Source organism: Campylobacter sp. RM6914 (assembly GCF_004803835.1).
GTDB classification, from domain to species: Bacteria; Campylobacterota; Campylobacteria; order Campylobacterales; family Campylobacteraceae; genus Campylobacter_A; species Campylobacter_A californiensis.
In genome coordinates, this window is the sequence record NZ_CP012545.1 from 1075520 (window position 1) to 1098000 (window position 22481).

The following is a 22481-nucleotide window of genomic DNA, read 5'->3' on the forward strand; positions in this document are numbered from 1 at the left end:
AACTAGGAGTATATTTTGTCTTTGCTGATTTTAGGAAATAAATATAAATTTGATCAACTAGACATTGATAGATTGATGTTTAAATTTCAAAATATAGATTTCGTAAAATACCGCGACAGACCGTCAAGGGAGGTAAGAAAAGAGCTAGAAAGCTTACTGGAGGATAAGCCATATAAATACATAGTCATAAACACAAAAGCCTCCGTGGATCCAAAAATGATAAAATACCTAACTCTTTTGCAATTTAGACTTCAACATAAACGCATAAAAATCATCACGATAGAACGACTACTGGAAAAATATCTATACAAATGCTATATCCCGGATGATGATAGGGATTTAAATTTTTTAAGCGACATAGAACCATATAATACCATAGAATACGCAATGAAAAGAGCTATTGACTATTTTGGTTGCATAGTGTTGTTTTTGATACATATTGTTATAAAGCCATATGTTAAAAAGAAGATAGCACAACAATCAGCTGGTGCTTTGTATTTTCGTCAAAACAGAGTAGGATTAAACACAAAAATATTTGAATGTCTGAAATTTCGCACAATGCATGAAAATTCCTACCATAACCCCTACACAAGCAAAGAGGATGATAGGGTATTTAAATTTGGAAACTTTATGCGACAAACTCGCATCGACGAAATACCGCAGTATAAAAATATCTTGTGTGGCGACATGCATTTAATAGGCCCTAGAACAGAGTGGGATATACTCGTAAAAAACTATGAAAAAGAAATTCCTTACTACAATGAACGACACATTGTTCGCCCTGGAGTTACTGGCTGGGCTCAGGTAAATTACCCATACGGTGCCAATTCGTATGATGCCAAACAGAAGCTGATGTATGATCTTTATTATATAAAACACTGGTCGTTATGGCTAGAGATAAGGACGATAGTTAAAACGATTTTGGTAATTTTTGGTAAAAAAGGACTTTAAGCTAAAGTCTTTAAAATACCAATCATATCATTTGCTAGTTTTTTTCTATTATAATCATTTGCTAGTTTTAGACAGCTATTTTTGCATTCATTATAAATAGTAGCGTCCTTCAAGGTATTTAGCTTTTTGATGAAGTCTGCTTCATTTTCAGGCTCAAAGCATACACCAGCACCGTATTTTTCTAAAATTTCCTTTGCTTGCCCTTCAACACCCAATAAGATAGGTTTTTGCATAGCACTTGCTTCAAATATTTTTGACGGAATTACAATTTTAAAGTTATCATCCTTCTTCAAAGGGGCTAGCATCACGTCACAGATAGATAAATACCTAGGTACTTCATCTTTTAAGACTGGCTCCAGAAAAGTTACATTTCTTAAGCCAAGACTGTCTGCTAAACCCACAACACTACTCTTTACAGCTCCATCTCCAACGAATAGAAAGTGAAATCTCTCATCCTTTATCTTAGAAATGGAACGGACTATAAAGTCCAAGCTATGTGCCATACCATGGGTGCCTATGTAGCCTACTACAAATTTATCTTTTAATTTTAGCTCACTCAAGAGAGCTTTATCTTTTTCCCTTGGAACAAACAAATCCAAATTTGAGCCATTTGTTACGACTTTTATTTTACTCTCATCTATACCTCTATTTATCAAATTTTGCTTAAAAGCTTGAGTTACAGCCACTACCAAATCAGAACTTTTATATAGTCCAAGCTCAATCTTTTCTAAAATTTCTATTGCCTTGCCATGCTTCATCGCACCAACAGTCTTTATTGACTCAGGCCAAAGATCGCGAAGCTCAAATACCCAAGGTTTCCTCTTTATCTTAGCTAGTCCCCACCCAGCCCAAGTAGTGAAAAACTGCGGAGAAGTAGCTACTATTACATCAAATTTCTCAAAAAGCCCAATCCAAAAAGCCATAAAAGCAAAACTTGTATAATCAAGCACTCTTTTTATGAAGCCTTCGTTTTTACTCATATAGCTCCACACCCTTATCACATCTATACCATCAAACTTTTCTCTCTGATAAAAGCGGTTTTTATAGCCATCATAAACCTTACCATGCGGAAAATTTGGAGCACAGGTAAGTATCGTTACCTCCACATCCTTATCTTTTATCCACTCTTTTACGTGCTCATAAGTTCTGGTAGCTGGGGCATTTACCTCTGGCGGAAAGTTATCCGTAATAAATAAAATCTTCATACCGCTATCTCAACCTCCAGCTCTTTTGTAAAGTAAATTTCTAGCACAAATGCACTTTGAAGTTTGTTGTATCCCAGTGCATACTCATACTCTTTTATCTGACAATCTTTATCTTTTAAATCCACAAATTTACCTATCTCATCTTTTGCGACATTTGGGTGAAAGTGTAGTCTAGATATGGCTTTTATACTCTTACTCAAACTATCTTTTATGACTATCTTTTGCTCAGTAAATTCCCAGCTTCTAGTATGCAAAACGCCAAATTTTTTATATCCATTATGCGTAGCACTGATAAAGTCATCACCAATCTTACTATCCACTACCCTAGCCCTATCTGCTAGTCTAAATGAACCCCAAACTTCACTACTGCTATGGGAGTTTATCTCAACTGTATTGTGTGAAATAGTGCTTTTTTCATAAGTCCTTCTTGTATTATTTTCATAGGTGCTTATACCACAATCGACAATAAAAGGCTTACTATCAATATAAATTTCAAAGCCGAACGTGTCTGCGTGTGTATGCCCAGCTATATAACTAGCCCTAACATCTGTTATATCTAAAATGCACTCGTATCTGCCCTTATCTATCTTTTTATATCCGCTAGTTAGCTCACAAGGCTTAATCTCATCAAATCCTAAATTTTTAGCATATAAAAACAACTCATTTGACATCGGAGCCACTCCACTTGTGCTATCGTTTAGCATAGGTATATCGCCATTTTTATAGGTTATAGCCTTTAAATAGCCAAGCATTAATACAGCTTTTTCTCTTAAAAATTTTAAAAATTTATCGTTATCGCTATTATTTTGCACTAAATTAATCACATCAAGAAGCCTAAAAAGCATAAGCTGATGATACATAGGACTTAGCTCAAAGTGCGCTCCATCAGCCAAAATCTGCTCATCAAGCTCCTTGTAAAGTATCTTTTCACCACTCTCTTTTAATGCTGTATCTTTAAAGTAATATCCACCAAAAATAAGACTAAAGCCATTTTCCAATAGGTGATTTCCAAGCAGATGATACTCTAAATTTTCAAGCAAAATATAGTACTGCGCATAAAGGCTATCATCTATCTTTTTGCCATTTATATAGTGCTTTGTTAGAAATTTTATCCAGTTTATACCGCGAAGACTTATGGGAAACGACTCCAACCCGTCCTTTGCTAAAGGTAACTTTTCTATAAAGTCATATATGGTCCAAATATCATCTTTTTTATCTAAGAACTCAAAATAGTTAAAATTATATGTCCAGAGCTTACCAAAATCACTAAAATTCCAGTCTATATCGCCTTTAAAATCGTGTTTTAAATTTAAAATTTCAAACTCAAAGCCATTAAAGCTAGAAATTCCTTTTATGCTATCCTGTAAAGTAAGTTTTAACGCATTTGACTGCTTTGAAAGTTTGTATTCAAAACCAGTAATTTTCCTAATCTTGGCTCTTAAAAAGTAAAATATCCTGTAATATATCTGTATAAATTTTAGATATTTTACCGTATTTAAAAGCCTAAGAATTTTACTCATCAACCGCAACCAAGCCCTTTATCCTTAAAGACTCCAGCACTTTAAATGTAGTATTTGTGGTATTATAAAGGCTTTCAAATTCCACAGCATTTTTGCCACTTTTTACAGACTCTTTAAAGGCGGTAAATTCACCCATGAAGCCCTTGTCTTGGTTCGAGTTTTTTTCTGTTGTGCTCTTACCTTGCTTGTAGATTTTAAGCTCCCTAAAGTCATTAAGCTGCATACTAAAACCACTACCAAATAGCTCGATATACTCCTTTGGCATCGCACTATCACCATATGCATAGTAGCTTATCGTAGCGATACTTCCGTTTTGATACTTTAATGTTATGCTTACATTATCCTCATCTGGTATAGAACGATCATTTTTACTTAGACTCATAGCAAACACACTTTGTACCGTGCTACCAGCCAAAAAGCTACAAGTATCTATAAAGTGGCAAACCTCTCCGACTATCCTACCACCACCTATATCAGCATCCTGTATCCACGTATCTATTGGTATCACACCTGCATTTATCCTGTAGTTTATCGCCACTTGTCCTTTTATAGACTCTTTCATCTTTTTTACCATAGGTGAAAAGCGCCTATTAAAGCCTACTTGCAAGATACTTTCACCGTTATACGCCTCTTTTATCTTTTTAAGCTCATCTTCATATATGCAAAGTGGCTTTTCTACAAAACAGTGCTTTTTAGCCTCTATAGCTTGCATGACTTTTGCAAAATGCTCATTATGCCTAGTCGTTATAAATACACTATTTATCTCACTATTTTTAAAAATTTCATCACTATTAGTCGTTATATACTTAAAGTCATACTTCTTACCAGTGCCTTGTGCACTCACACCTGTTGCCGTACATAGCCCCACAAGCTCCACGTTACTTATCTTTTTTAGATTTGGCAGGATAACCGACTTAGTAAAATTTCCAGCGCCGATAAGCCCTATATTTAGCCTATCTTGAGCTATGATTTTATCACTTCTTTTTACTACTTTGTGTTCATTTAAATTTATATCGTTTTTATAATTCAGGACTATGCCTAGATACTTCTCTTTTATCCTACCTTCTAGTAAATCATACGCAGTCATAGCATCATCAAAGTCGTATGAGTGCGTGATAAGCTCTTTTGGCGTTACCTTTCCATCCTCTATAAGTCCCAAAAATGCCTCAAAATTTCTCTGCTCTGTAAATCTAACTAAATCATAAGGATAATCAACACCCTTCTCTTCATATTCTGGATCGTATCTACCCGGCCCATACGCCATAGATAGCCTTATATCAAGCTCTTTTTTATAGTAGCTATTTCTTGGTACATCCATACCAACTAGCCCTACTAGCACCACCCTACCCCTCATACGGCTTATCTCTGCCGCATCTATTATGGGCTGATTTGATGAAGTAGAGGCTGTTATGATGACAGCATCTGCACCATATCCACTTGTAAATTCGTTTGCCTTTACTATCAAGTCAGCCGCATGACATACCTCATCACAGCCTATCTTTTTAGCCAAATTTAGCTTATCTGGATCTATGTCGCTACCTATCACTTTACAGCCATTTGCCTTTAAAAGCTGAACAGTGATCTGCCCTATAAGTCCAAGCCCTATCACGGCTATTCTCTCACCTATTAGTGGTGCTGTTTGCCTGATGCCTTGTAGTGCTATAGCACCCACCGTTACAAAAGAGGCATCTATATCATCTACTCTATCTGGAATTTTTACCATTAGATTTTTAGGCACGTAGTTTATCTCTGCATGGTTTGCATATCCTGCACCACCACAAGCCACCCTATCGCCTACGTTAAATCCGTTTAAATTTTCACCCACTTGCACCACAGTACCAGCTAAACTATAACCAAGTGGTATCGGCGTATCAAGCTTAGTAAATACCTTTTCAAGAGTATTTCTTATACCTTCTTTTTTCATCTTGTCTATCACTTGCTTTACTAGATCTGGTCTATCTTTTGCCTTTGCAAGCATTGATTTTTTAGCAAAATCAACCAGCATCTTTTCGGTCCCAGCACTTACTAAACTCACATTTGTCTTTACTAGCGCACCGTTTTTATCACACACCGGAGCTGGTACATCAAAAAGCCCAAGCTCTCCTGTTTTAAATGATTGTATTAGCTGTTTCATTATCGTTTTCCACCCTTTTCAATACCAAAAAATCTCAAAACCTTAGCACCTATATCGTAGATCGCCATCTGGTTTTTATAGTCTTTGTAGCTCTTGTTTGGAGCGTTAAAATACCCCCAAAGCTCATCTGTTGATACGCCAAGTTTATTTGCGATTAGCTCCATATCATTTTTTGCCATCTCATCATCATAAACTGGATTTTTAAGCTGTTCTAGCGCCTCATCTCTACTCATCTGTCCTGTTAGTATAAGGCTTGAAAACTGCACCTTTCTTGTATCGTATCCAAATTTTTTAGGTAACCAATATCCCTCATAAAATCTAGTAAATACAGACTCAAAGTGCTTTTGTGGATACTCTTTATAACCAAAATTATCCACCAAAAATTTAGTTGCCTCTTTTTTGTCATATGGAAAATAATCAAGCGGCCTAATCAGCTTTATCTTTTTCACATAAGGAAGGTAAATTTTGTGCCAAAGTATATTTGTAGTCGGATAGTTTTTAAGTGGTTTTGTGCCAAATTTGGCGTGTATATCTTTTAGCTGTATTGAGTCTGACTGATAATACATCCACTCAATAGGATTTCTGATACACTCAGTTGAGTAGTTTCCGCCTGTTAGGATATATTTTATATCATATTTTAGAGCGAACTTATACATAGTGGCAAAAAATGCGTGATCTTGCGGAGTGTCGATATGTGGCACACCGGATTTAAAAAATGCAAGCTGTATATCTTTCATAGCTTCCCAGTCAATGGTTTCTATATGAAGCTCAAGCCCTAGTTTTTCGACTACTGCTTTTACATTGTGTGTTGATTCCTCAGTATTCCAGCCACCATCTATGTGAAATACAAGCGGATTTAGCCCAAGCTTTTCTTTTGCTAGATACAGCAGGTATGAGCTATCTATACCACCGCTCATACCTATTAGGCAGTCATATTTTTTGCCTTTCGCCTTCTCTTTTATATCTTTGGTTATCCTAGAAATTTCCTCAAACCCTCTTTCGTCCGTATGCCAGTTTGGCTTTATATCCCTATAAAACGTCCTGCAGTGATCACACACCCCATTTTCATCAAACTCTATTTTGCTATCTGTTGTATCCATCACACAATTTGTGCAAATTTGGTATTTTCTATTCTTCATTATTATCCCTCATATATCCCTGTATCAACTTTTGCGAGTTTTGTGCCCTCAATCGCATCTCTAAAACCTTGCACCATATTCTCTATAGTGCAGTATTCACCATAATACTCATAAGCTTTCTTGCCCATCTCTCTTGCAAGCTCTATACTGTTACACATTTTAACAAGCACTTCTTCTAGCGAATTTTGATTGTCTTGGCAAAAAATTCCGTTTATTTTATCCTTTATATTAGACTTCTCACCGCCGCTAATTGCATTTATTTTTGTAACAAAAGGCACCCCAAATCCTAAACTTTGTAGTACCGACAATCCAGCCTGTCCAAAAGATACAGCAACGATAGATTCTTTATAATACTCTTGAAGTTTTTCTGGTTCATTGATTCTCCCAGCAAATTCAACTCTACTGTCAAGCCCTTTTTCTTTTACTAGTGTATGCAAAAAACTTCTTTCAACACCATCACCAACAAATGTTAAGATTATATTATTTGGTATTTTTGACAAAATATTGCAAAAAGCATTAATTAAAACATAATTTTGTTTTCTTTTATCCAAGCTTCCAACAAACAGTATTCTATTTTTATTCGTATTTTCGTATGATTTTATCCTTACTCCTACATCAAAAGTATTGTTTGCTACAAATAAATTACTGTCCAAAACACCAAGATTTATAAAGTCCTTTTTGGCTTCATACGTATAAAAGACATTAGCATCTGCTTTTTTTGTAAAAAACAATCTAATTTTATTAGCAACAAAAGATTTTGTTATCCATGCACCCCACCATATAAATTTACTATTTTTACTTTTAAAATATATCGATATAACAGTGTTTATCCACCTAACGTCAAACAAGGCTATGTGTATATCATAGCACTCCTTTTTTACCTCTGATATAACATTGCCTTGAAAGTAAAAAGGACCTATTTTCCTAACAGGAACTACAATCTCTTTATACAAATCATCCTTTGTTACACTCTTTTTTCCAGAATGCAAAACCGTAACATCATAATACTTTGCCAACTCATTAAAAAAAGCTTTTCTATAGTGTAAAATATAATTATATTGTATTAATATTTTTTTCACTCTCTATCTCTTGTAAAAATAACTCTGGATCCTTAATATTTTTTGCATATTTTAGCAACTCAGAGTCACTCAAATTCCACCATTGGGATTTTAACAATTTCCCTATCATATTATCATCAAACCTTTTGCGAATAATTTTTGCAGGATTACCAGCTACAACCGCATAGGGCTCAACATCTTTTGTCACAACACTTCCCATACCAACCACTGCACCATTTCCTATATTAACACCTTGTTTTATTAAGCAATTGTTTCCTATCCAAACATCATGTCCTATGATTGTTTTTTTAATCTCATCCCTTTTAAATTCACTAAATTTAGCCTTTACGCTATCTCTGCCATCGTAAAATACCGGAGACATGCCAACCCACTCCATAGGATGCATCCCCCCGCCTATAATAACACCATTTGCAATAGAGGTAAAACTACCTATATCGCAACTGTTGATATCACAATCATATCCGCAAAATGAGTGTCTATCCATAGTTGAGTTTACAAACTGCGTACCAGACTCCAACTTTGATGTTTTATGAATATAACTATTTTTTATAACCACACCTCTTGCTTTTTTCATAAACTTTGTCAAATAAAATAAAATTTTATATTTCATAGAAACCTTTTTAGTAAAATATTCTTTCTAAATGCACCATATTTTTTGCAAAAATATTAAAAGTCAATGCTATGATTGCAAGAAACATCCAATTCTTATTTTGTTTTAGTATATAATACAACATTATAGGCTCAACAAAAAGAACGTGTCTTAAAATTCTTATAGAAATAGTATCGAAATTTAAAAAAATATAAAATAATATTATAGCATAAAAATAGGCATATAAAAAAGTTTTATTAAGTTTATATTTAAGTGCAACAATATATATAACTATGGTTTTAGTCATAACGAGTGAAAAAGGTGTATTATCTATTCCTAGTGATCTACGAGTATAGCTTTCAAGTTTTCTTACAATATGCAAATCAAAATCTAATCCTATTGTAAAATTATGCAATAAAAATGAAACAATCTCTATCTTGTTTGGTATAAAGACCAAGGCAATCAACAAAAATGTTACAACAATACGTATCTTGTCATGTACTATATATAATCAGAAGCCAAATAAGACTATTATGAATAATACATCCTAACAACAACCAAAGCAAACTTAATTTTGTTTTTCCTTCGCTAAATAAGACAATAGCAAGCAAGCCAAAAGCTGAGGCTAGCCCAGATCTATACTGATCTATATACACATCAACAAAAAGATAAATAACAGTATATAATAAAAGAATAAAATAATATTTTGCCGTAATTTTAAAGTAAGCATAAGCCAATACAGATAAGGCAATAAACGTATTAAAAAACTTAAATACACTTATGTCATTTGTAAATATCTTAAAAAATGAAAACATAAATACATAAAACCACTTCAGTCCAATCTCATATGGCATTTCCCCTAACAAAATATATTTATCTAAAGATAATATATTGTCCCAGTGATACAAATACCCATCATCATCAGCGCCAACACCATAGGAAAACATAGATACTAAAGACATAATAAATATAAATAACACAACAGAAATTAATTTAATATAATTCTGATTTAAGTAACGTTCCGTACTACTCATTTTCTTATTATGTCCAAAATAGCATTGTAAAAATCTTTATTTAAGTATTTATTTAAAAATAACAATATGAGAAATCCTAAGGGTAAAACAAAAAATAATTTTATATATAAATTATTTGAAATAAATTCAATAAAGAAATAAACAACAATACCAATAGTAGTTGATATGCAGAAAGATTTTAATAAGCTACCAGAATACTCCTTAAGACTGGCATTGCATATTCTATATATTAAAAAATACCAACCAGGAATATATAGCAATAAACTTACGATTAGCATACCGACAGCCACTCCTATTTCTCCCCAAAAAGATGATATATAAACTACCACTGGCATATAAATCAACCTAGTAGAATTCCAATAAAAACTAACATTTGGCTTACCAGCCGCCATAATCAATGCTCCAACTGGGCTACTTATGGAATAAAACATAGCCCATACAGCAAGTATTCGCAACAATATCGCTTGAGAAATCCATTTCTCGCCTAGTAATACGTATAAAATATCCTCAGCCATAACTATTGCAATAGTATAAACAGGAAAAGCAATAGATGAAGTATAATTAATAATTTTTAGATACATATACTTTAAACTATTTAAATTATCATTGATTTTTGACATTAGCGGAAAGGCTACTTTGGTAACTATTGGATTTATAATTTGAGTTGGCCTTAAAATGAAATCTTTTAATACATTATATATTCCAAGCGACTCCACACCAATAAACTTTCCAATAAGTATAACATCCATTTGCCCAGATATAGTGCTAACCACCGAATCTCCAACACTATAGCTACCAAAAACGATATATTTTCGAACACATTTTATATTAAATGCAAAGCTAAAACCATATTCTTTTATTCCAAAAAATATAAAAATAAAAGTTTTAATAATTGTCATTGCAATCATTGGATATATTAACGCCATCACTCCAAAATTATTAACGGCCAAAATAATAGAAAGACAAAATGATACAAAAACTGCAAAAATTTCTATCTTTGCAATTATGTTAAATTTTAATGATTTTTGAAATAATACATCAAATTGCAATCCAAATGACTGTATAACAAGAATAATTCCGATGATTCTTAAATAATCGATCAATAAAGGCTCTCCATAAAAAAAAGCAATGTATTCAGAGCAAATAAACAAACCACAATATATCAATAGTCCAAATAAAACATTAACACAATACAAAGTTCCCAAGTCACTTCTTGATATATTCTGATAATGAACTATGGCCTTACTTATTCCAAAATCAACAAAAACTTGACTAAAGTTTATAAAAATCATTAATATAGCCATAATGCCAAAGTCTGACTTGTCTAAAAACCTAACCAAAACCATAAGTTGAATTAACTGCAAAACAGCCTTTGCAATAACACTAATAGAAGTCCATCTAACTCCACTTACGACTTGTGTTTTAAATTTCATTTTATTCTGTTGTTTTCAAAATATTTAATTTTTGCAGGTAAATTTCAATTGTTGTAGCTCTTAGTATTTTCTCATCGTAGTTTCTTATTCCTTTAAATTTTTTATTTAAGTATTTAACTTCAAAGTCAATATTGGTATATTTTGAATAAAAAGCATTTTTTGAATTTAATATCTTATGGAGTTCGTGATTGATATTCTTCTCATTAATCCATTTTATATAATTAGTGTAACCACTATCTTGCATTAATCCCAACTTAAAAGGAATTCTTTTTATTTTTTTTATTATTTTCATTGTATTACTAGATGAAACTTTTTTATCTATGGTTTTTCCAGTATTTTGCCAAGGAATATTTTTATAAAACTTTGGAAAGAATTTCAAAAGCATTGAACTATAAAGACTATTATTTTGCCTATATGAGTCCGGCAATGAATATATAAATTCTACAATCTTATTATCGAAAAATGGCTTTCTCTGATCGATATTAGTAAGACTATTAACCGTACCCATGTTAGTAAATCTTCTCACTCTATTCATAAATAAGTGTGGCTCTATTTTTTTTATATCATAAAAAGTGTCAACAAAATTACATTTATGCACATAATCTCCATAAAAAATACTCATAAATTCATCACGTGGATATGTATCTAATGGTATTCTATCTAACCAACCTCCACCGAGTATAGCATCTCCTGCATATCCATTCATATTAATTTTAACTAATTCGCTTATTTCATCTAAAAATTCACTTCCATGCATATGTTTTAAATTAAACATCCCATCAGTAAACCAAATCCTATCTTTTCTAGGTTCAAACCAATTGTTATCTGTAAGGTAAAACTCCCTATGGGTCCACTTGGTTTGTGCAACACATTGTTTTGCTATCCTCATGTCATCACAGTTTGGAATACCAAATGTATATGCTACACCATCACTATCTGGATAAATAGCATTAATAGCTGCAAATATGGCACGACTATCTAATCCACCGCTTAATGAAACACCAATATTACTATTTGGGCTAAATCTTTTTTCAACAGATTTCAACCACAAATCACCAAGTCTATCCACAGCCTCATCAAAACACATATCAGAATAATTTATCTCAGACCACTTCCAATAGTATCTTTGAGTTAGTTCTTTACTGGTAATGTCAAATTCTAAAATAGTGGCTGGTTTTATTAGTTTAATATGTTTATGCCAAGTATTATCCTCTAATAAATACCCCAAATCCATAAAAACATCTATTTGATTTGAATCAATTTCGTTATCAACAAAATTTAAGCCAAATAATCCTTTTACTTCTCCGCTAAAAGCAAAATCACCATCTTTGTAATAATAATACAACATTCGCATACCATATCTATCTGATATTAAAAAAACTTTTTTATTAATACTATCATATATTATGGCATTAAAATATCCATCCAATTTATTTAAAAAATAATCTAAGTTGTTTTCCATATACGCATTAAACATTAAGTCTTCAAAAATTGAATTACTATAGTCATACTGCTCACCCTCAATTGAAATATAAATTCCGTTTCTAAAAAATAAACCTTTGTGATGTTTTATATTTCCTAAATGTATATGAGAGGCTGCAAATATATTATCCTCATAATTATTTTCTTTTATAAAATTCTTATGATGGTGTAAAATAGTACTCATATTATTTATAGAGCCATATTCTTTGGCATTTTTTACATATCCATATATTCCCGGCATTTTGTTCCTTTTGCATGGTTATTTTATAATCCTGTTAGTAAAGCCTATTTTAGATAATTTAGCCCAAATAGACACATCAGTACACGAAACCAGTCCAATAAAAATATTAATTAGACACTAATATTTGCAACTACCATTACTTATTTATTTTATTTTTATTGTATCAACTACATCAAGTATCTCATCTTCTTTCAGCCCATAATACATCGGCAATCTCAAAAGTCTTTCACTATCTCTTGTGGTAAATTCATCAACTCCGTCAAACCTACCAAATTTTAATCCAGCCAAAGAAGAATGAAGCGGAACATAGTGAAATGCCGTAATTATACCGTTTTTCTTAAGATGCTCCATAAGTTTTGTCCTCTCATCTAAATCTTTGACTTTTATATAAAACATATGAGCATTATGCACACAACCACTAGGAATCTTAGGAAGCTCCAAATAACCATTATTTTCTAGCTCCTTAAGCCCATCATAGTATTTTTGCCAACTACTAAGTCTATCTAAATTTATATCATCAGCTTTCTCTAAATTTCCCCAAAGATACGCAGCGCTCACATCATTCATCAGATAACTACTGCCTATATCCACCCAAGAGTATTTATCCACCATACCTCTAAAAAACAGACTTCTATTTGTACCTTTTTCCCTTATGATTTCCGCTCTTTGCAAAAATCTTTCATCATTAATCAATAAAAGCCCACCTTCTCCGGCACTAGTGTAGTTCTTTGTCTCATGAAAGCTAAATGCTCCTAGATGCCCGATAGTTCCAAGAGCCTTTCCTTTATAGCTACTCATCATACCTTGCGCTGCATCCTCCACCACAAATAAATTGTGCCTATTTGCGATATCCATAATACTATCCATCTCACAGGCAACACCAGCATAATGAACAGGAACTATTGCTTTTGTCCTAGTTGTAATCGCCTCTTCTATTTTACTTTCGTCTATATTCATAGTATCAGGGCGTATATCTACAAAAACTATCTTTGCACCACGAAGCACGAAGGCATTTGCTGTACTTACAAATGTATATGATGGCATTATAATCTCATCGCCATCTCCAATATCAAGTAAAATAGCAGCCATTTCAAGCGCATGAGTACAAGATGTAGTTAGCAAAACCTTCTTACAATTAAGTCTATCCTCAAACCATTTATGACATTTTCTTGTAAAAATATTATCTCCACTAATACAAGATGATTGTATCGCCTCATTAATATATTTTAGTTCATTACCAGCAACACATGCTTTTGAAAATTTAATCATACTCTTACCTTACTACAGTAAATCACTTGGAACAAGCTCTTGCATCATATCTGAATATCCACGCCCCTCATCAGGCCATCTTGTATGAACCCAGTCAGGGCACTGATCACAAAAACCAAATCCTTTATAATTGTTTGTTAAATGTGCTTCTCTTAAACTAGTCATAATTTCACCCTGCCAAGCTTCTTTTATTGTTGTTTTTGAAAAATGAACAAAGTGAGACTTATTCATCCAGTCCGTTGGACAATATGACAAATCGCCTTCAGGCGTAATAGTTAATCTCTCCCAAGGATATAGGCAAGGTTTTCTTTTTATAGACTTAAGTCCGTCTTTTATTTTCGCCTTAATGCCATCTTTTGCTCCACCAGCGGAATGCAATCTTCTAATAACAACAAAATCAGCTCCTGATTTATTCCAAAAATCCTCAAACTGTTTTGACTCATTAGTATTTAAAGGTTGTTCAACAAAACTAACAACCAGTTTTGCATCATATCCACCTTCTCTTATAAGTTTTATTAAATTTAAAACATTTGGTCTAACTTTACTCAAGTCGCCATTTATTCTGATTTTTGAGTAAGTTTTATCATTAAAAGCATCCAAGCTTATATCAAATACATTTACTCCTGCATCAAGAAGCTTTTTAGCTTTTTTCTCAGTTAATAAAAGACCATTTGTGGTTATATTTATTCTAGTCTTGCTATATTTTCCGGCATACTCTATCATTTCATCTAGTTTAGGGTGTATTAAAGTTTCTCCATTTGCAGTATATCTTACGTATTGACATATACCAAGACCATCGGTAGCTACCTCATCAATAAGCTTTTTATGAAGTCCTATATCCAAATGAGATCCACTATATGCACTTGATTTCTTAAAAGTTGGATGCGGACAGTGTATACACGCAAGGTTACAAAACTGTGTGCTATCTATTATGATTTGTGATGGAAACTCACCACTTAAATGCTTCTGAAAACCATATTTTATCTCTTTAATCTCATTCATAATTATTCCTTTTAATTAAAACTTTTCATAAATTTTTTAGCATTTTCACCCTCATTAAACAACAAGTCTAAAATACTAACACCGTGCTCAAATGGGGGATGTAGTTGAGTATATTCTTTATATCCACTATAGTCCATCCACTCCATCTTTATACCTTCTTTTTCCGCTAAACCTTCATCAAAATAGTCTTTTGCAGCAGGACCGCTAAGATAAATATCCGCATCACACTCTTTACAAATACCTATAAGTTTTTCAGTTTGTCCATCGATTAGTTTAAATTCGCTCGACCATCTAAGTTTTGTATCTATGTCAAGTATTTTATTTATAGTGGTTATAAATTTATAGTTTATCTGGCTTAAGTATTCCTCACTACAATTTAGGTATAAATCCTCAAATATATCTTTATAGTCTTTAAAATATTTTGCTTTTGAGTAGTTATGTGATATGGATTGCCAGTGCTTTTTGGCCCAATCTTTTTCACTAATCTTTGTTTCGTTTATTTTTTGAAAAAACTTACCTTTGACCTCAACAGGTATGCTAAGCCACGCCAAGCCATTTAATGTCTTAATCTTATTTCTATTTCGCCAATCTCTTTTAGTGTACTGCATATCATCATAAAAAATAAATTCATCAACCATATTTATAAGATCGAAGTAGCCTTTCCATGGGATATAGTTTGATTGTAAAATTGCTATTCTTTTCATTATATATTTTTATCCTATATTTTATTATGCTTTAAGTATTTCTACCCAAGATTTTATAAGCGAATCTAAAGAGTACTTTTCTAAAGATATTTTTTTATTCGTATCAGAAATTTCTTTTTCTATTTTTTTTAATTCAAAATTCTCTATATCATATACCCTAATCCCATCATCTGTCAAAAGATTATAAAATGAGTTTTCTTTTGAGATATATAGTTTTTTTCCATATCCAGCAAGAAGTTTAATATTCGCACCAGCTTGTTGTCTATTTTGAACGAAAATTCCAATATCTACACTTTGTAACATTTTCTTATACTCTTCAAAATCCATAAAGTCAACAATGGGATTAAATTTATCTCCAAAAATACTTCTGCCTAGTACCATAGTCTCATTTTTATATTTTTCATCCCCATAGCTTAACGGCACTATAATCTCTATATCATCATTTTTATATCTCTCAAGTATCCCAAAAACATCTTTATGCCTATTTTCTTTAGTAGACGAATTACCAACTAAAATTTTAATAGTCTGCGTATCCACGCAATCACTTTCGACCATTTCACAAGAAGCAATACAAGTAGGATAAAATTGTGAGTAAAATATATTCTTTGGACTTATTTGATAATTATTAATTGCATATGCCATATCTTTGTTGTTTACTGATATAAAATTATTAATCTTTCTAATTACTTGTTTTTTTATCCAACCCTGCTTTTCCGGAAAATAAAAATCACCGCCCCACATAATCCAATAACATTTTTTAATAAGCCAAGGATTAAAAAACAGATAAAATATGCAATATGGCTGAGAAAGTCCATGTATTATGATTTTTTTAGATTTATACATTTTTATATTAAATTCTATAAAATATTTTATAAAATCTTTTATATTATTTATTGATTTTATACAAAAGTCATCATCTATATAAAATTCTCTTTTATTAGTACCACCAACCAAAAGAAAAAAATGATCATTTATATTAAAATTCTCTTTTATAAAATCAATAAAAGGTTTTGTAAATTTCTCTTTTCTAGTAAGATGCAAAATCATTTATTTTGTCCATATTTACTTAAATACCACTCCACAGTTTTTATAATACCCGTGTCAAAATTCTCATCAGCTTTCCAGCCAAGTTCTGCTTCTAGCTTAGTCGCGTCTATGGCGTAGCGTCTATCATGACCCGCTCTATCTTCTACGAAAGTTATTAGACTTTTATATGAGAAATTTTGCTTTGGCACTTCTTTGTCTAAAATTTCACAAATTCTATCCACTATTTGCAGATTTGTTCGCTCATTTCTTCCACCGATATTATATGTTTCGCCCTTTTTGCCATTGTGATAAACCAAGTCTATGCCCTTGCAATGATCAAGCACATATAGCCAGTCTCTTATGTTTTTACCATCGCCATATATCGGTATTGGACTTCCTTTTAGAGCGTTTCTTATGATAGTTGGGATTAGCTTTTCATCATGCTGTTTTGGGCCATAGTTGTTTGAACAGTTTGTGATAACACAGTTTAGTCCAAAAGTCTCCACATAAGCCCTTACTATCATATCGCTTGAAGCCTTACTTGCACTGTACGGAGAGTTTGGCGCATATGGAGTTTTTTCAGTAAATAGATCATCTGGATCATCTGATAGCGTACCATATACTTCATCTGTGCTTATATGATGAAACCTACAGTCCTTATACTCTTTTTTATAGACAAACGGCTTATCCATCCAATATTTTTTAGCAACATCTACAAGAGTATAGGTGCCATTTACGTTTGTTTGCACAAATACACCGGGGTTTTTGATGCTATTATCTACGTGGCTTTCAGCCGCAAAGTGAATAACTCCCCTTATATCATACTCAGAAAATATAAACTCCACAAGCTCGCGGTTACAAATATCACCTTTTATAAATTTATATCTTAGGTTGTTTTCACACTCTTTTAAATTTTCTAAATTTCCAGCGTAGGTTAAAAGATCTAAATTTACAATATTATAGTTTGGATATTTTTCTAAAAAATACGGCACAAAGTTTGAGCCGATAAATCCAGCACAACCTGTTACTAATATTGTTTTATTATCTATAGACACTACTATCCTTTACTAATGTGTAAAGATACTGTCCATATCCATTTTTAGATAGTGGTTTTGCTATTTCTAAAATTTTTTCCTTAGTTATCCAACCATTATTATATGCTATCTCTTCAAGACAAGCTATTTTATAACCCTGCCTATGCTCTATTGTTTGCACGAATTGCCCAGCTTCTACTAGACTATCATGGGTGCCTGTGTCAAGCCACGCAAAGCCACGACCAAGAAGCTCGACTTTTAGTTTTCCTTTCTTAAGATATTCTTGATTTATACTTGTGATTTCTAGCTCACCCCTATCACTTGGTTTTACATTTTTGGCTATTTCGACCACACTATTATCATAAAAATACAGTCCAGTAACCGCAAAATTTGATTTTGGTTTTACAGGTTTTTCCTCTATGCTGATGGCTTTTTTGTTTTCGTCAAATTCAACTACACCAAATCTTTCAGGATCCCTTACTTGATAACCAAATACAATCGCGCCATCCTTTATAGAAGCAGCATTTTTTACCATCTCACTTAATCCACTTCCATAAAAAATATTATCACCAAGTATTAGACATACGCTATCTTTTCCAATAAATTCCTCACCCAATATAAAAGCTTGAGCCAAACCATCAGGACTTGGCTGAATTTTGTATTCCAACCTTATTCCCCAGTCATTTCCATCACCTAAAAGCTCTTTAAATTTGTCCATGTCTTGTGGAGTTGAGATTATCAGTATCTCTTTTATACTAGCCAGCATTAAAACAGACAATGGATAGTAAATCATTGGCTTATCATAGATGGGGAGCAACTGCTTACTAATACTTCTTGTTACCGGATAAAGCCTTGTGCCACTACCCCCTGCTAAAATTATACCTTTCATATTATTTTAAAACCCCACAAAAGTCTAGCTCACTCTTTATATCAAGCTCTTTAAATTCCTTATGTCCTACCAAAAATACAGCCAAATCAGCTATATTTAACGCCTCTTTATAATCCACTATCTCAAATTCACTATGCGTTTGAATATTTGGCTCAACAGCTATTATATCAAACCCTTGCTTTTTTAAAACCCTAGCCACACCCAAAGCCGGAGACTCTCTAAGATCATCAATATCTGGTTTAAACGCCAGTCCCATACAGGCTATTTTCGGCTTTTTACCATTTTCTAGCTCAAACTTTAAAGCCGCATTTTTTATCTTCTCTGTAGCCCACTGCGTCTTATATGTATTTACCTCTCTTGATGTTTTTATAAGTCTTGCATCACTACCACCAGCATGGACGATAAACCAAGGATCGACAGCTATACAGTGTCCGCCCACACCAACACCAGGACTTAGGATATTAACACGTGGATGCCTATTTGCAAGACGTATTAGCTCCCATACATTTATATTAAATTTATCACACAGTATCGAAAGCTCATTTGCAAAGGCTATATTTATATCACGAAATGAATTTTCTGTTAGTTTTGCCATCTCAGCCGTTCTTGCATCAGTTTGTAAGACTTCACCGTTAACAAATGTCTTGTAAAACTCTGCCGTCCTTTTAGAAGCTTCATCAGTTAAACCGCCCACTATTCTATCATTTTGCACAAGCTCCTTCATAATCTTGCCTGGCAATACACGCTCAGGACAGTGAGCCACATATATTTTTGCAGTATTTACACCATTTTCTTTTAAAATTTTCTCCACCATCTCAGTTGTGCCTACAGGAGAGGTTGACTCCAGTATTACTATATTTTCATCTTTTACATATGAAGCTATAGACCTAGTAGCACTTGCGACATAGTCTAAATTTGGGATATACCCCTTATGAAAAGGTGTGGGAACGGATATTATAAAAACATCTGCAAAGCTAGGCTTTAAGTCTGCTTTTAGATTTCCACTATTTACAGCGCCCTTAACAAAGACATCAAGTTCTGGCTCAACGATATGAATTTTACCTTGATTTATCGTATCTATTGTACTCTGTACTACATCTACACCATGCACATTATAGCCTTTATTTGCCAAAAGTGCAGCAGTCGGAAGTCCTATATATCCAAGTCCTACAACACATATATCTTTAATCATCAAACATCCCTATCCCAAATTTTTAATAAAATCAACTATCTTAGCACAAGCACTACCATCACCATAAGGATTGTGCGCCTTGCTCATCTTGCTGTACACATCTATATTGTCAAGTAATTTTTGTGCTTCACTTACTATTTTTACCCTATCCACTCCTACAAGCTTAACCGTCCCAGCCTGCAAAGCCTCTGGTCTTTCTGTGGTGTCCCTCATCACAAGCACGGGCTTTCCTAAACTTGGCGCCTCTTCTTGCACCCCACCACTATCCGTAATAATAAAGTATGCTCTACTCATCAGATATACGAACTCACTATATTCAAGCGGTGCAATAAGATAAACGTTTTTAGTATTTGACAAGATATCACTTACTGGTTTTTGCACATTTGGATTAAGATGTACTGGATATACTATATCTATATCTGGATTCTTGGTCGCAATATCCTTTAATGCGTTACAAATATTTATAAAACCATCGCCAAAATTTTCTCTTCTATGTCCAGTTACAAGTATGATTTTTCTATCGTGATTTAAGTTGTATTTTAAATTAAGCAAGGTTAAGATTTTATTTTTAAAATCACTATTTTTATCCATCATGTTTAGCAATAAGAATAGAGCATCTATTACTGTATTTCCTACAACTTCAATATTTTTTTCATCTTTGTTTTCTTTTAAAAGATTACCTTTTGATAGATTTGTCGGAGCAAAATGATAGCTGGCCATTATTCCGATCATCTGTCTATTTATCTCTTCTGGAAACGGAGAATATATATTACCAGTTCTTAACCCTGCCTCAATATGCGCAATCTTTATCTGTTTATAAAAAGCAGCTAAAGCAGTACTGCTTGCAGTAGTCGTATCTCCATGCACAAAGACAATATCTGGTTTAAAATCCTCTAAGACATCTCTCATTTTTATCAAAATTCTAGCAGTCAGATCATAAAGGTCTTGTCCAGACCGCATGATATCTAGATCATAATCCGGCTTTACATCAAAGATCTCAAGAACCTGATCAAGCATATGCCTATGTTGTGCCGTAACACACACCTTAATCTCAAACCATAGGTATTTTTTAAATTCTTTTACCAAAGGAACCATTTTAATGGCTTCTGGTCTAGTTCCAAAAACTATAAGTATCTTTTTCATACACAAAGCCTTACTGCATCCGTAACTTTCTCTTGAATTTCATTCAAAAATATCTCATTTTTAGCTTCAAACCTAGTTACTATAACGGGAGTAGTATTTGAAGCACGCACTAGCGCCCAGCCATCTTCAAATTGGATTCGAACGCCGTCTATCTCGATAAGATTTAAAATTTTAGGTAAGTCACATTCATTATGTTTTATACGTCTTTTAAGCTCTTCGACTATTTTAAATTTATCCTCTTCGCCTACTTTTATCTTTATCTCATCGGTACTAAAAACAGGTGGCATCTTGTCAAGTTCACCATCAAGGTCAAAGCCTTTATTAACAAGCTCCAAAACTCTCATCATCGCATAAAGTGCGTCATCAAAACCAAAATATCGCTCTTTAAAAAAGATATGTCCACTAACTTCGGCAGCAAGATCCACATTTAGCTCTTTCATCATCTTTTTTATATTACTATGTCCGGTTTTGCCCATGAAAACTTCACCGATCTTAGCGATCTCGTCATACATATTTTGCGAGCATTTTACCTCACCTAGAACGCGTGGATTTTGCATATTTAACGCATAAAGATAAGCTAACTCATCACCCTTTATATCACGCTTTGGAGTGATCACCGCTATACGATCGCCATCGCCGTCAAAACCAAAGCCAAGCTTTACATCACCACCGTCAATAAACCTAAAAATATCCTCTAAATTTTCCTTTTCACTTGGATCCGGGTGATGGTTTGGGAAATTTCCGTCAGGCTCAGGGTATAAAATTTTAGCATTTAAGCCAAGTTCGTTTATGATAGGTACGACACTCACGCCTATCGCACCATTCGCACAGTCGATCACAAAAGGCTCTTTAAAGCTCTTTAACCCCGCAAATTCTTTAACAAAAAACTCTTTATATGGTGTTAGAATGTCAAATTTCTCGCAAGCTACATCGTCATCTATGCGCGTGTTTTGATCTATTATTTTATTTACTTCAAGTTTTAATTTTTGCAGATCATCACCAAAAAAGCTATCTTTTTTTATAGTTATTTTAAACCCATTATACTCTTTTGGATTATGTGAGCCAGTTATCATAACATTTGCGTCAAAATAGTCAGCATACACACTAAAGTATCCCACTGGCGTAGGAAGCAAGCCTATGTCATAAATTTTAATACCGCCAGCCTTATTTAAACCACTAAGTAAAAATTTAAATAACTCGCTCGCACTTAGCCTTGCATCATAGCCAACGCTTAGTGTTTTTACACCAAGCTCTTTCATTTTTAAACCCAAGGCATATCCGATAGCTTTTACACTAGCTTCATTGAGGTCTTGATCAAAAATACCGCGAATGTCGTATTCTCTAAAAATATTATCAAACATTATTTTTAAGCTCTTTATTTTAAATTTATTGCAGAAAATTAAATATTTTGCGTA

Annotated in this window: 19 protein-coding genes; 1 reads left to right on the plus strand and 18 read right to left on the minus strand. The window is 33.2% G+C overall.

Going from position 1 to position 22481, the window contains the following annotated elements:
- The first annotated feature begins 15 nt into the window (after nt 1-15).
- Nucleotides 16-951, plus strand: coding sequence for a sugar transferase (locus CCAL_RS05610; protein WP_322619292.1), 936 nt, complete (start codon nt 16-18; stop codon nt 949-951).
- On the opposite strand, the gene CCAL_RS05615 is transcribed toward CCAL_RS05610, so the two are convergent.
- The 18 genes from CCAL_RS05615 to CCAL_RS05700 all read right to left on the minus strand — a co-directional run bounded on the left by CCAL_RS05615 (nt 948) and on the right by CCAL_RS05700 (nt 22427).
- Nucleotides 948-2156 (minus strand): glycosyltransferase family 4 protein, encoded by a 1209-nt coding sequence (locus CCAL_RS05615; protein WP_170015571.1) that lies wholly within the window; start codon nt 2154-2156, stop codon nt 948-950. The two genes, CCAL_RS05610 and CCAL_RS05615, sit on opposite strands and share 4 nt — an antisense overlap.
- Entirely contained in the window at nt 2153-3676 is a 1524-nt protein-coding gene (locus CCAL_RS05620) for an alginate lyase family protein (protein WP_172285069.1), read from the minus strand. Before CCAL_RS05620 ends, CCAL_RS05615 begins: the two co-directional genes overlap by 4 nt.
- Nucleotides 3669-5810: a bi-domain-containing oxidoreductase gene (locus CCAL_RS05625; protein WP_170015575.1), complete on the minus strand. Its 2142-nt coding sequence runs from the start codon at nt 5808-5810 to the stop codon at nt 3669-3671. The genes CCAL_RS05620 and CCAL_RS05625 overlap by 8 nt, the downstream gene beginning before the upstream one ends.
- Complete coding sequence (locus tag CCAL_RS05630; RefSeq protein ID WP_170015577.1) at nt 5810-6949, minus strand: N-acetyl sugar amidotransferase; 1140 nt, start codon at nt 6947-6949, stop codon at nt 5810-5812. The genes CCAL_RS05625 and CCAL_RS05630 overlap by 1 nt, the downstream gene beginning before the upstream one ends.
- 2 nt (nt 6950-6951) lie before the next feature.
- Nucleotides 6952-8028, minus strand: a complete 1077-nt coding sequence (locus CCAL_RS05635) for a glycosyltransferase family 4 protein (protein WP_170015579.1) — start codon at nt 8026-8028, stop codon at nt 6952-6954.
- The gene (locus CCAL_RS05640; RefSeq protein WP_170015581.1) at nt 8003-8638 is read right to left on the minus strand and encodes a CatB-related O-acetyltransferase; all 636 of its coding nucleotides are present in this window, start codon (nt 8636-8638) and stop codon (nt 8003-8005) included. Before CCAL_RS05640 ends, CCAL_RS05635 begins: the two co-directional genes overlap by 26 nt.
- A gap of 473 nt (nt 8639-9111) precedes the next feature.
- On the minus strand, nt 9112-9651 hold the full coding sequence (locus CCAL_RS05645) for an EpsG family protein (protein WP_170015583.1): 540 nt from the start codon (nt 9649-9651) through the stop codon (nt 9112-9114).
- A complete protein-coding gene (locus CCAL_RS05650) occupies nt 9648-11084 on the minus strand; it encodes an MOP flippase family protein (RefSeq protein ID WP_172285070.1) in 1437 nt (478 codons plus the stop codon). The genes CCAL_RS05645 and CCAL_RS05650 overlap by 4 nt, the downstream gene beginning before the upstream one ends.
- A gap of 1 nt (nt 11085) precedes the next feature.
- The gene (locus tag CCAL_RS05655; RefSeq protein ID WP_170015587.1) at nt 11086-12807 is read right to left on the minus strand and encodes an asparagine synthase-related protein; all 1722 of its coding nucleotides are present in this window, start codon (nt 12805-12807) and stop codon (nt 11086-11088) included.
- Nucleotides 12808-12951: 144 nt separating this feature from the next.
- On the minus strand, nt 12952-14076 hold the full coding sequence (gene rffA / locus CCAL_RS05660; protein WP_170015589.1) for a dTDP-4-amino-4,6-dideoxygalactose transaminase: 1125 nt from the start codon (nt 14074-14076) through the stop codon (nt 12952-12954).
- Nucleotides 14077-14088: 12 nt separating this feature from the next.
- Nucleotides 14089-15078, minus strand: coding sequence for a radical SAM/SPASM domain-containing protein (locus tag CCAL_RS05665; protein WP_170015591.1), 990 nt, complete (start codon nt 15076-15078; stop codon nt 14089-14091).
- A gap of 11 nt (nt 15079-15089) precedes the next feature.
- On the minus strand, nt 15090-15782 hold the full coding sequence (locus tag CCAL_RS05670; protein ID WP_170015593.1) for a WbqC family protein: 693 nt from the start codon (nt 15780-15782) through the stop codon (nt 15090-15092).
- Nucleotides 15783-15806: 24 nt separating this feature from the next.
- The gene (locus CCAL_RS05675) at nt 15807-16829 is read right to left on the minus strand and encodes a TDP-N-acetylfucosamine:lipid II N-acetylfucosaminyltransferase (protein ID WP_170015595.1); all 1023 of its coding nucleotides are present in this window, start codon (nt 16827-16829) and stop codon (nt 15807-15809) included.
- Nucleotides 16826-17863, minus strand: coding sequence for a dTDP-glucose 4,6-dehydratase (rfbB, locus tag CCAL_RS05680; protein ID WP_170015597.1), 1038 nt, complete (start codon nt 17861-17863; stop codon nt 16826-16828). Before rfbB ends, CCAL_RS05675 begins: the two co-directional genes overlap by 4 nt.
- Complete coding sequence (gene rfbA, locus CCAL_RS05685) at nt 17850-18731, minus strand: glucose-1-phosphate thymidylyltransferase RfbA (RefSeq protein WP_170015599.1); 882 nt, start codon at nt 18729-18731, stop codon at nt 17850-17852. Before rfbA ends, rfbB begins: the two co-directional genes overlap by 14 nt.
- Before the next feature lies 1 nt (nt 18732).
- Nucleotides 18733-19923 carry a UDP-N-acetyl-D-mannosamine dehydrogenase gene (gene wecC, locus CCAL_RS05690; RefSeq protein WP_170015601.1) on the minus strand — a complete coding sequence of 397 codons (1191 nt, stop codon included), beginning with the start codon at nt 19921-19923 and terminating at the stop codon, nt 18733-18735.
- Nucleotides 19924-19932: 9 nt separating this feature from the next.
- Nucleotides 19933-21066 carry a non-hydrolyzing UDP-N-acetylglucosamine 2-epimerase gene (gene wecB, locus CCAL_RS05695; RefSeq protein ID WP_170015603.1) on the minus strand — a complete coding sequence of 378 codons (1134 nt, stop codon included), beginning with the start codon at nt 21064-21066 and terminating at the stop codon, nt 19933-19935.
- The gene (locus CCAL_RS05700; protein ID WP_170015605.1) at nt 21063-22427 is read right to left on the minus strand and encodes a phosphomannomutase/phosphoglucomutase; all 1365 of its coding nucleotides are present in this window, start codon (nt 22425-22427) and stop codon (nt 21063-21065) included. The genes wecB and CCAL_RS05700 overlap by 4 nt, the downstream gene beginning before the upstream one ends.
- Nucleotides 22428-22481: the final 54 nt, after the last annotated feature.

What these genes read in the sequence shown, in the direction of transcription:
- CCAL_RS05615 (WP_170015571.1), bottom strand. Translation starts at nt 2,156, where the DNA reads ATGAAGATTTTATTTATTACGGATAACTTTCCGCCAGAGGTAAATGCC.
- CCAL_RS05620 (WP_172285069.1), bottom strand. Translation starts at nt 3,676, where the DNA reads ATGAGTAAAATTCTTAGGCTTTTAAATACGGTAAAATATCTAAAATTT.
- CCAL_RS05625 (WP_170015575.1), bottom strand. Translation starts at nt 5,810, where the DNA reads ATGAAACAGCTAATACAATCATTTAAAACAGGAGAGCTTGGGCTTTTT.
- CCAL_RS05630 (WP_170015577.1), bottom strand. Translation starts at nt 6,949, where the DNA reads ATGAAGAATAGAAAATACCAAATTTGCACAAATTGTGTGATGGATACA.
- CCAL_RS05640 (WP_170015581.1), bottom strand. Translation starts at nt 8,638, where the DNA reads ATGAAATATAAAATTTTATTTTATTTGACAAAGTTTATGAAAAAAGCA.
- CCAL_RS05645 (WP_170015583.1), bottom strand. Translation starts at nt 9,651, where the DNA reads ATGAGTAGTACGGAACGTTACTTAAATCAGAATTATATTAAATTAATT.
- CCAL_RS05650 (WP_172285070.1), bottom strand. Translation starts at nt 11,084, where the DNA reads ATGAAATTTAAAACACAAGTCGTAAGTGGAGTTAGATGGACTTCTATT.
- CCAL_RS05655 (WP_170015587.1), bottom strand. Translation starts at nt 12,807, where the DNA reads ATGCCGGGAATATATGGATATGTAAAAAATGCCAAAGAATATGGCTCT.
- rffA (WP_170015589.1), bottom strand. Translation starts at nt 14,076, where the DNA reads ATGATTAAATTTTCAAAAGCATGTGTTGCTGGTAATGAACTAAAATAT.
- CCAL_RS05665 (WP_170015591.1), bottom strand. Translation starts at nt 15,078, where the DNA reads ATGAATGAGATTAAAGAGATAAAATATGGTTTTCAGAAGCATTTAAGT.
- CCAL_RS05670 (WP_170015593.1), bottom strand. Translation starts at nt 15,782, where the DNA reads ATGAAAAGAATAGCAATTTTACAATCAAACTATATCCCATGGAAAGGC.
- CCAL_RS05675 (WP_170015595.1), bottom strand. Translation starts at nt 16,829, where the DNA reads ATGATTTTGCATCTTACTAGAAAAGAGAAATTTACAAAACCTTTTATT.
- rfbA (WP_170015599.1), bottom strand. Translation starts at nt 18,731, where the DNA reads ATGAAAGGTATAATTTTAGCAGGGGGTAGTGGCACAAGGCTTTATCCG.
- wecC (WP_170015601.1), bottom strand. Translation starts at nt 19,923, where the DNA reads ATGATTAAAGATATATGTGTTGTAGGACTTGGATATATAGGACTTCCG.
- wecB (WP_170015603.1), bottom strand. Translation starts at nt 21,066, where the DNA reads ATGAAAAAGATACTTATAGTTTTTGGAACTAGACCAGAAGCCATTAAA.
- CCAL_RS05700 (WP_170015605.1), bottom strand. Translation starts at nt 22,427, where the DNA reads ATGTTTGATAATATTTTTAGAGAATACGACATTCGCGGTATTTTTGAT.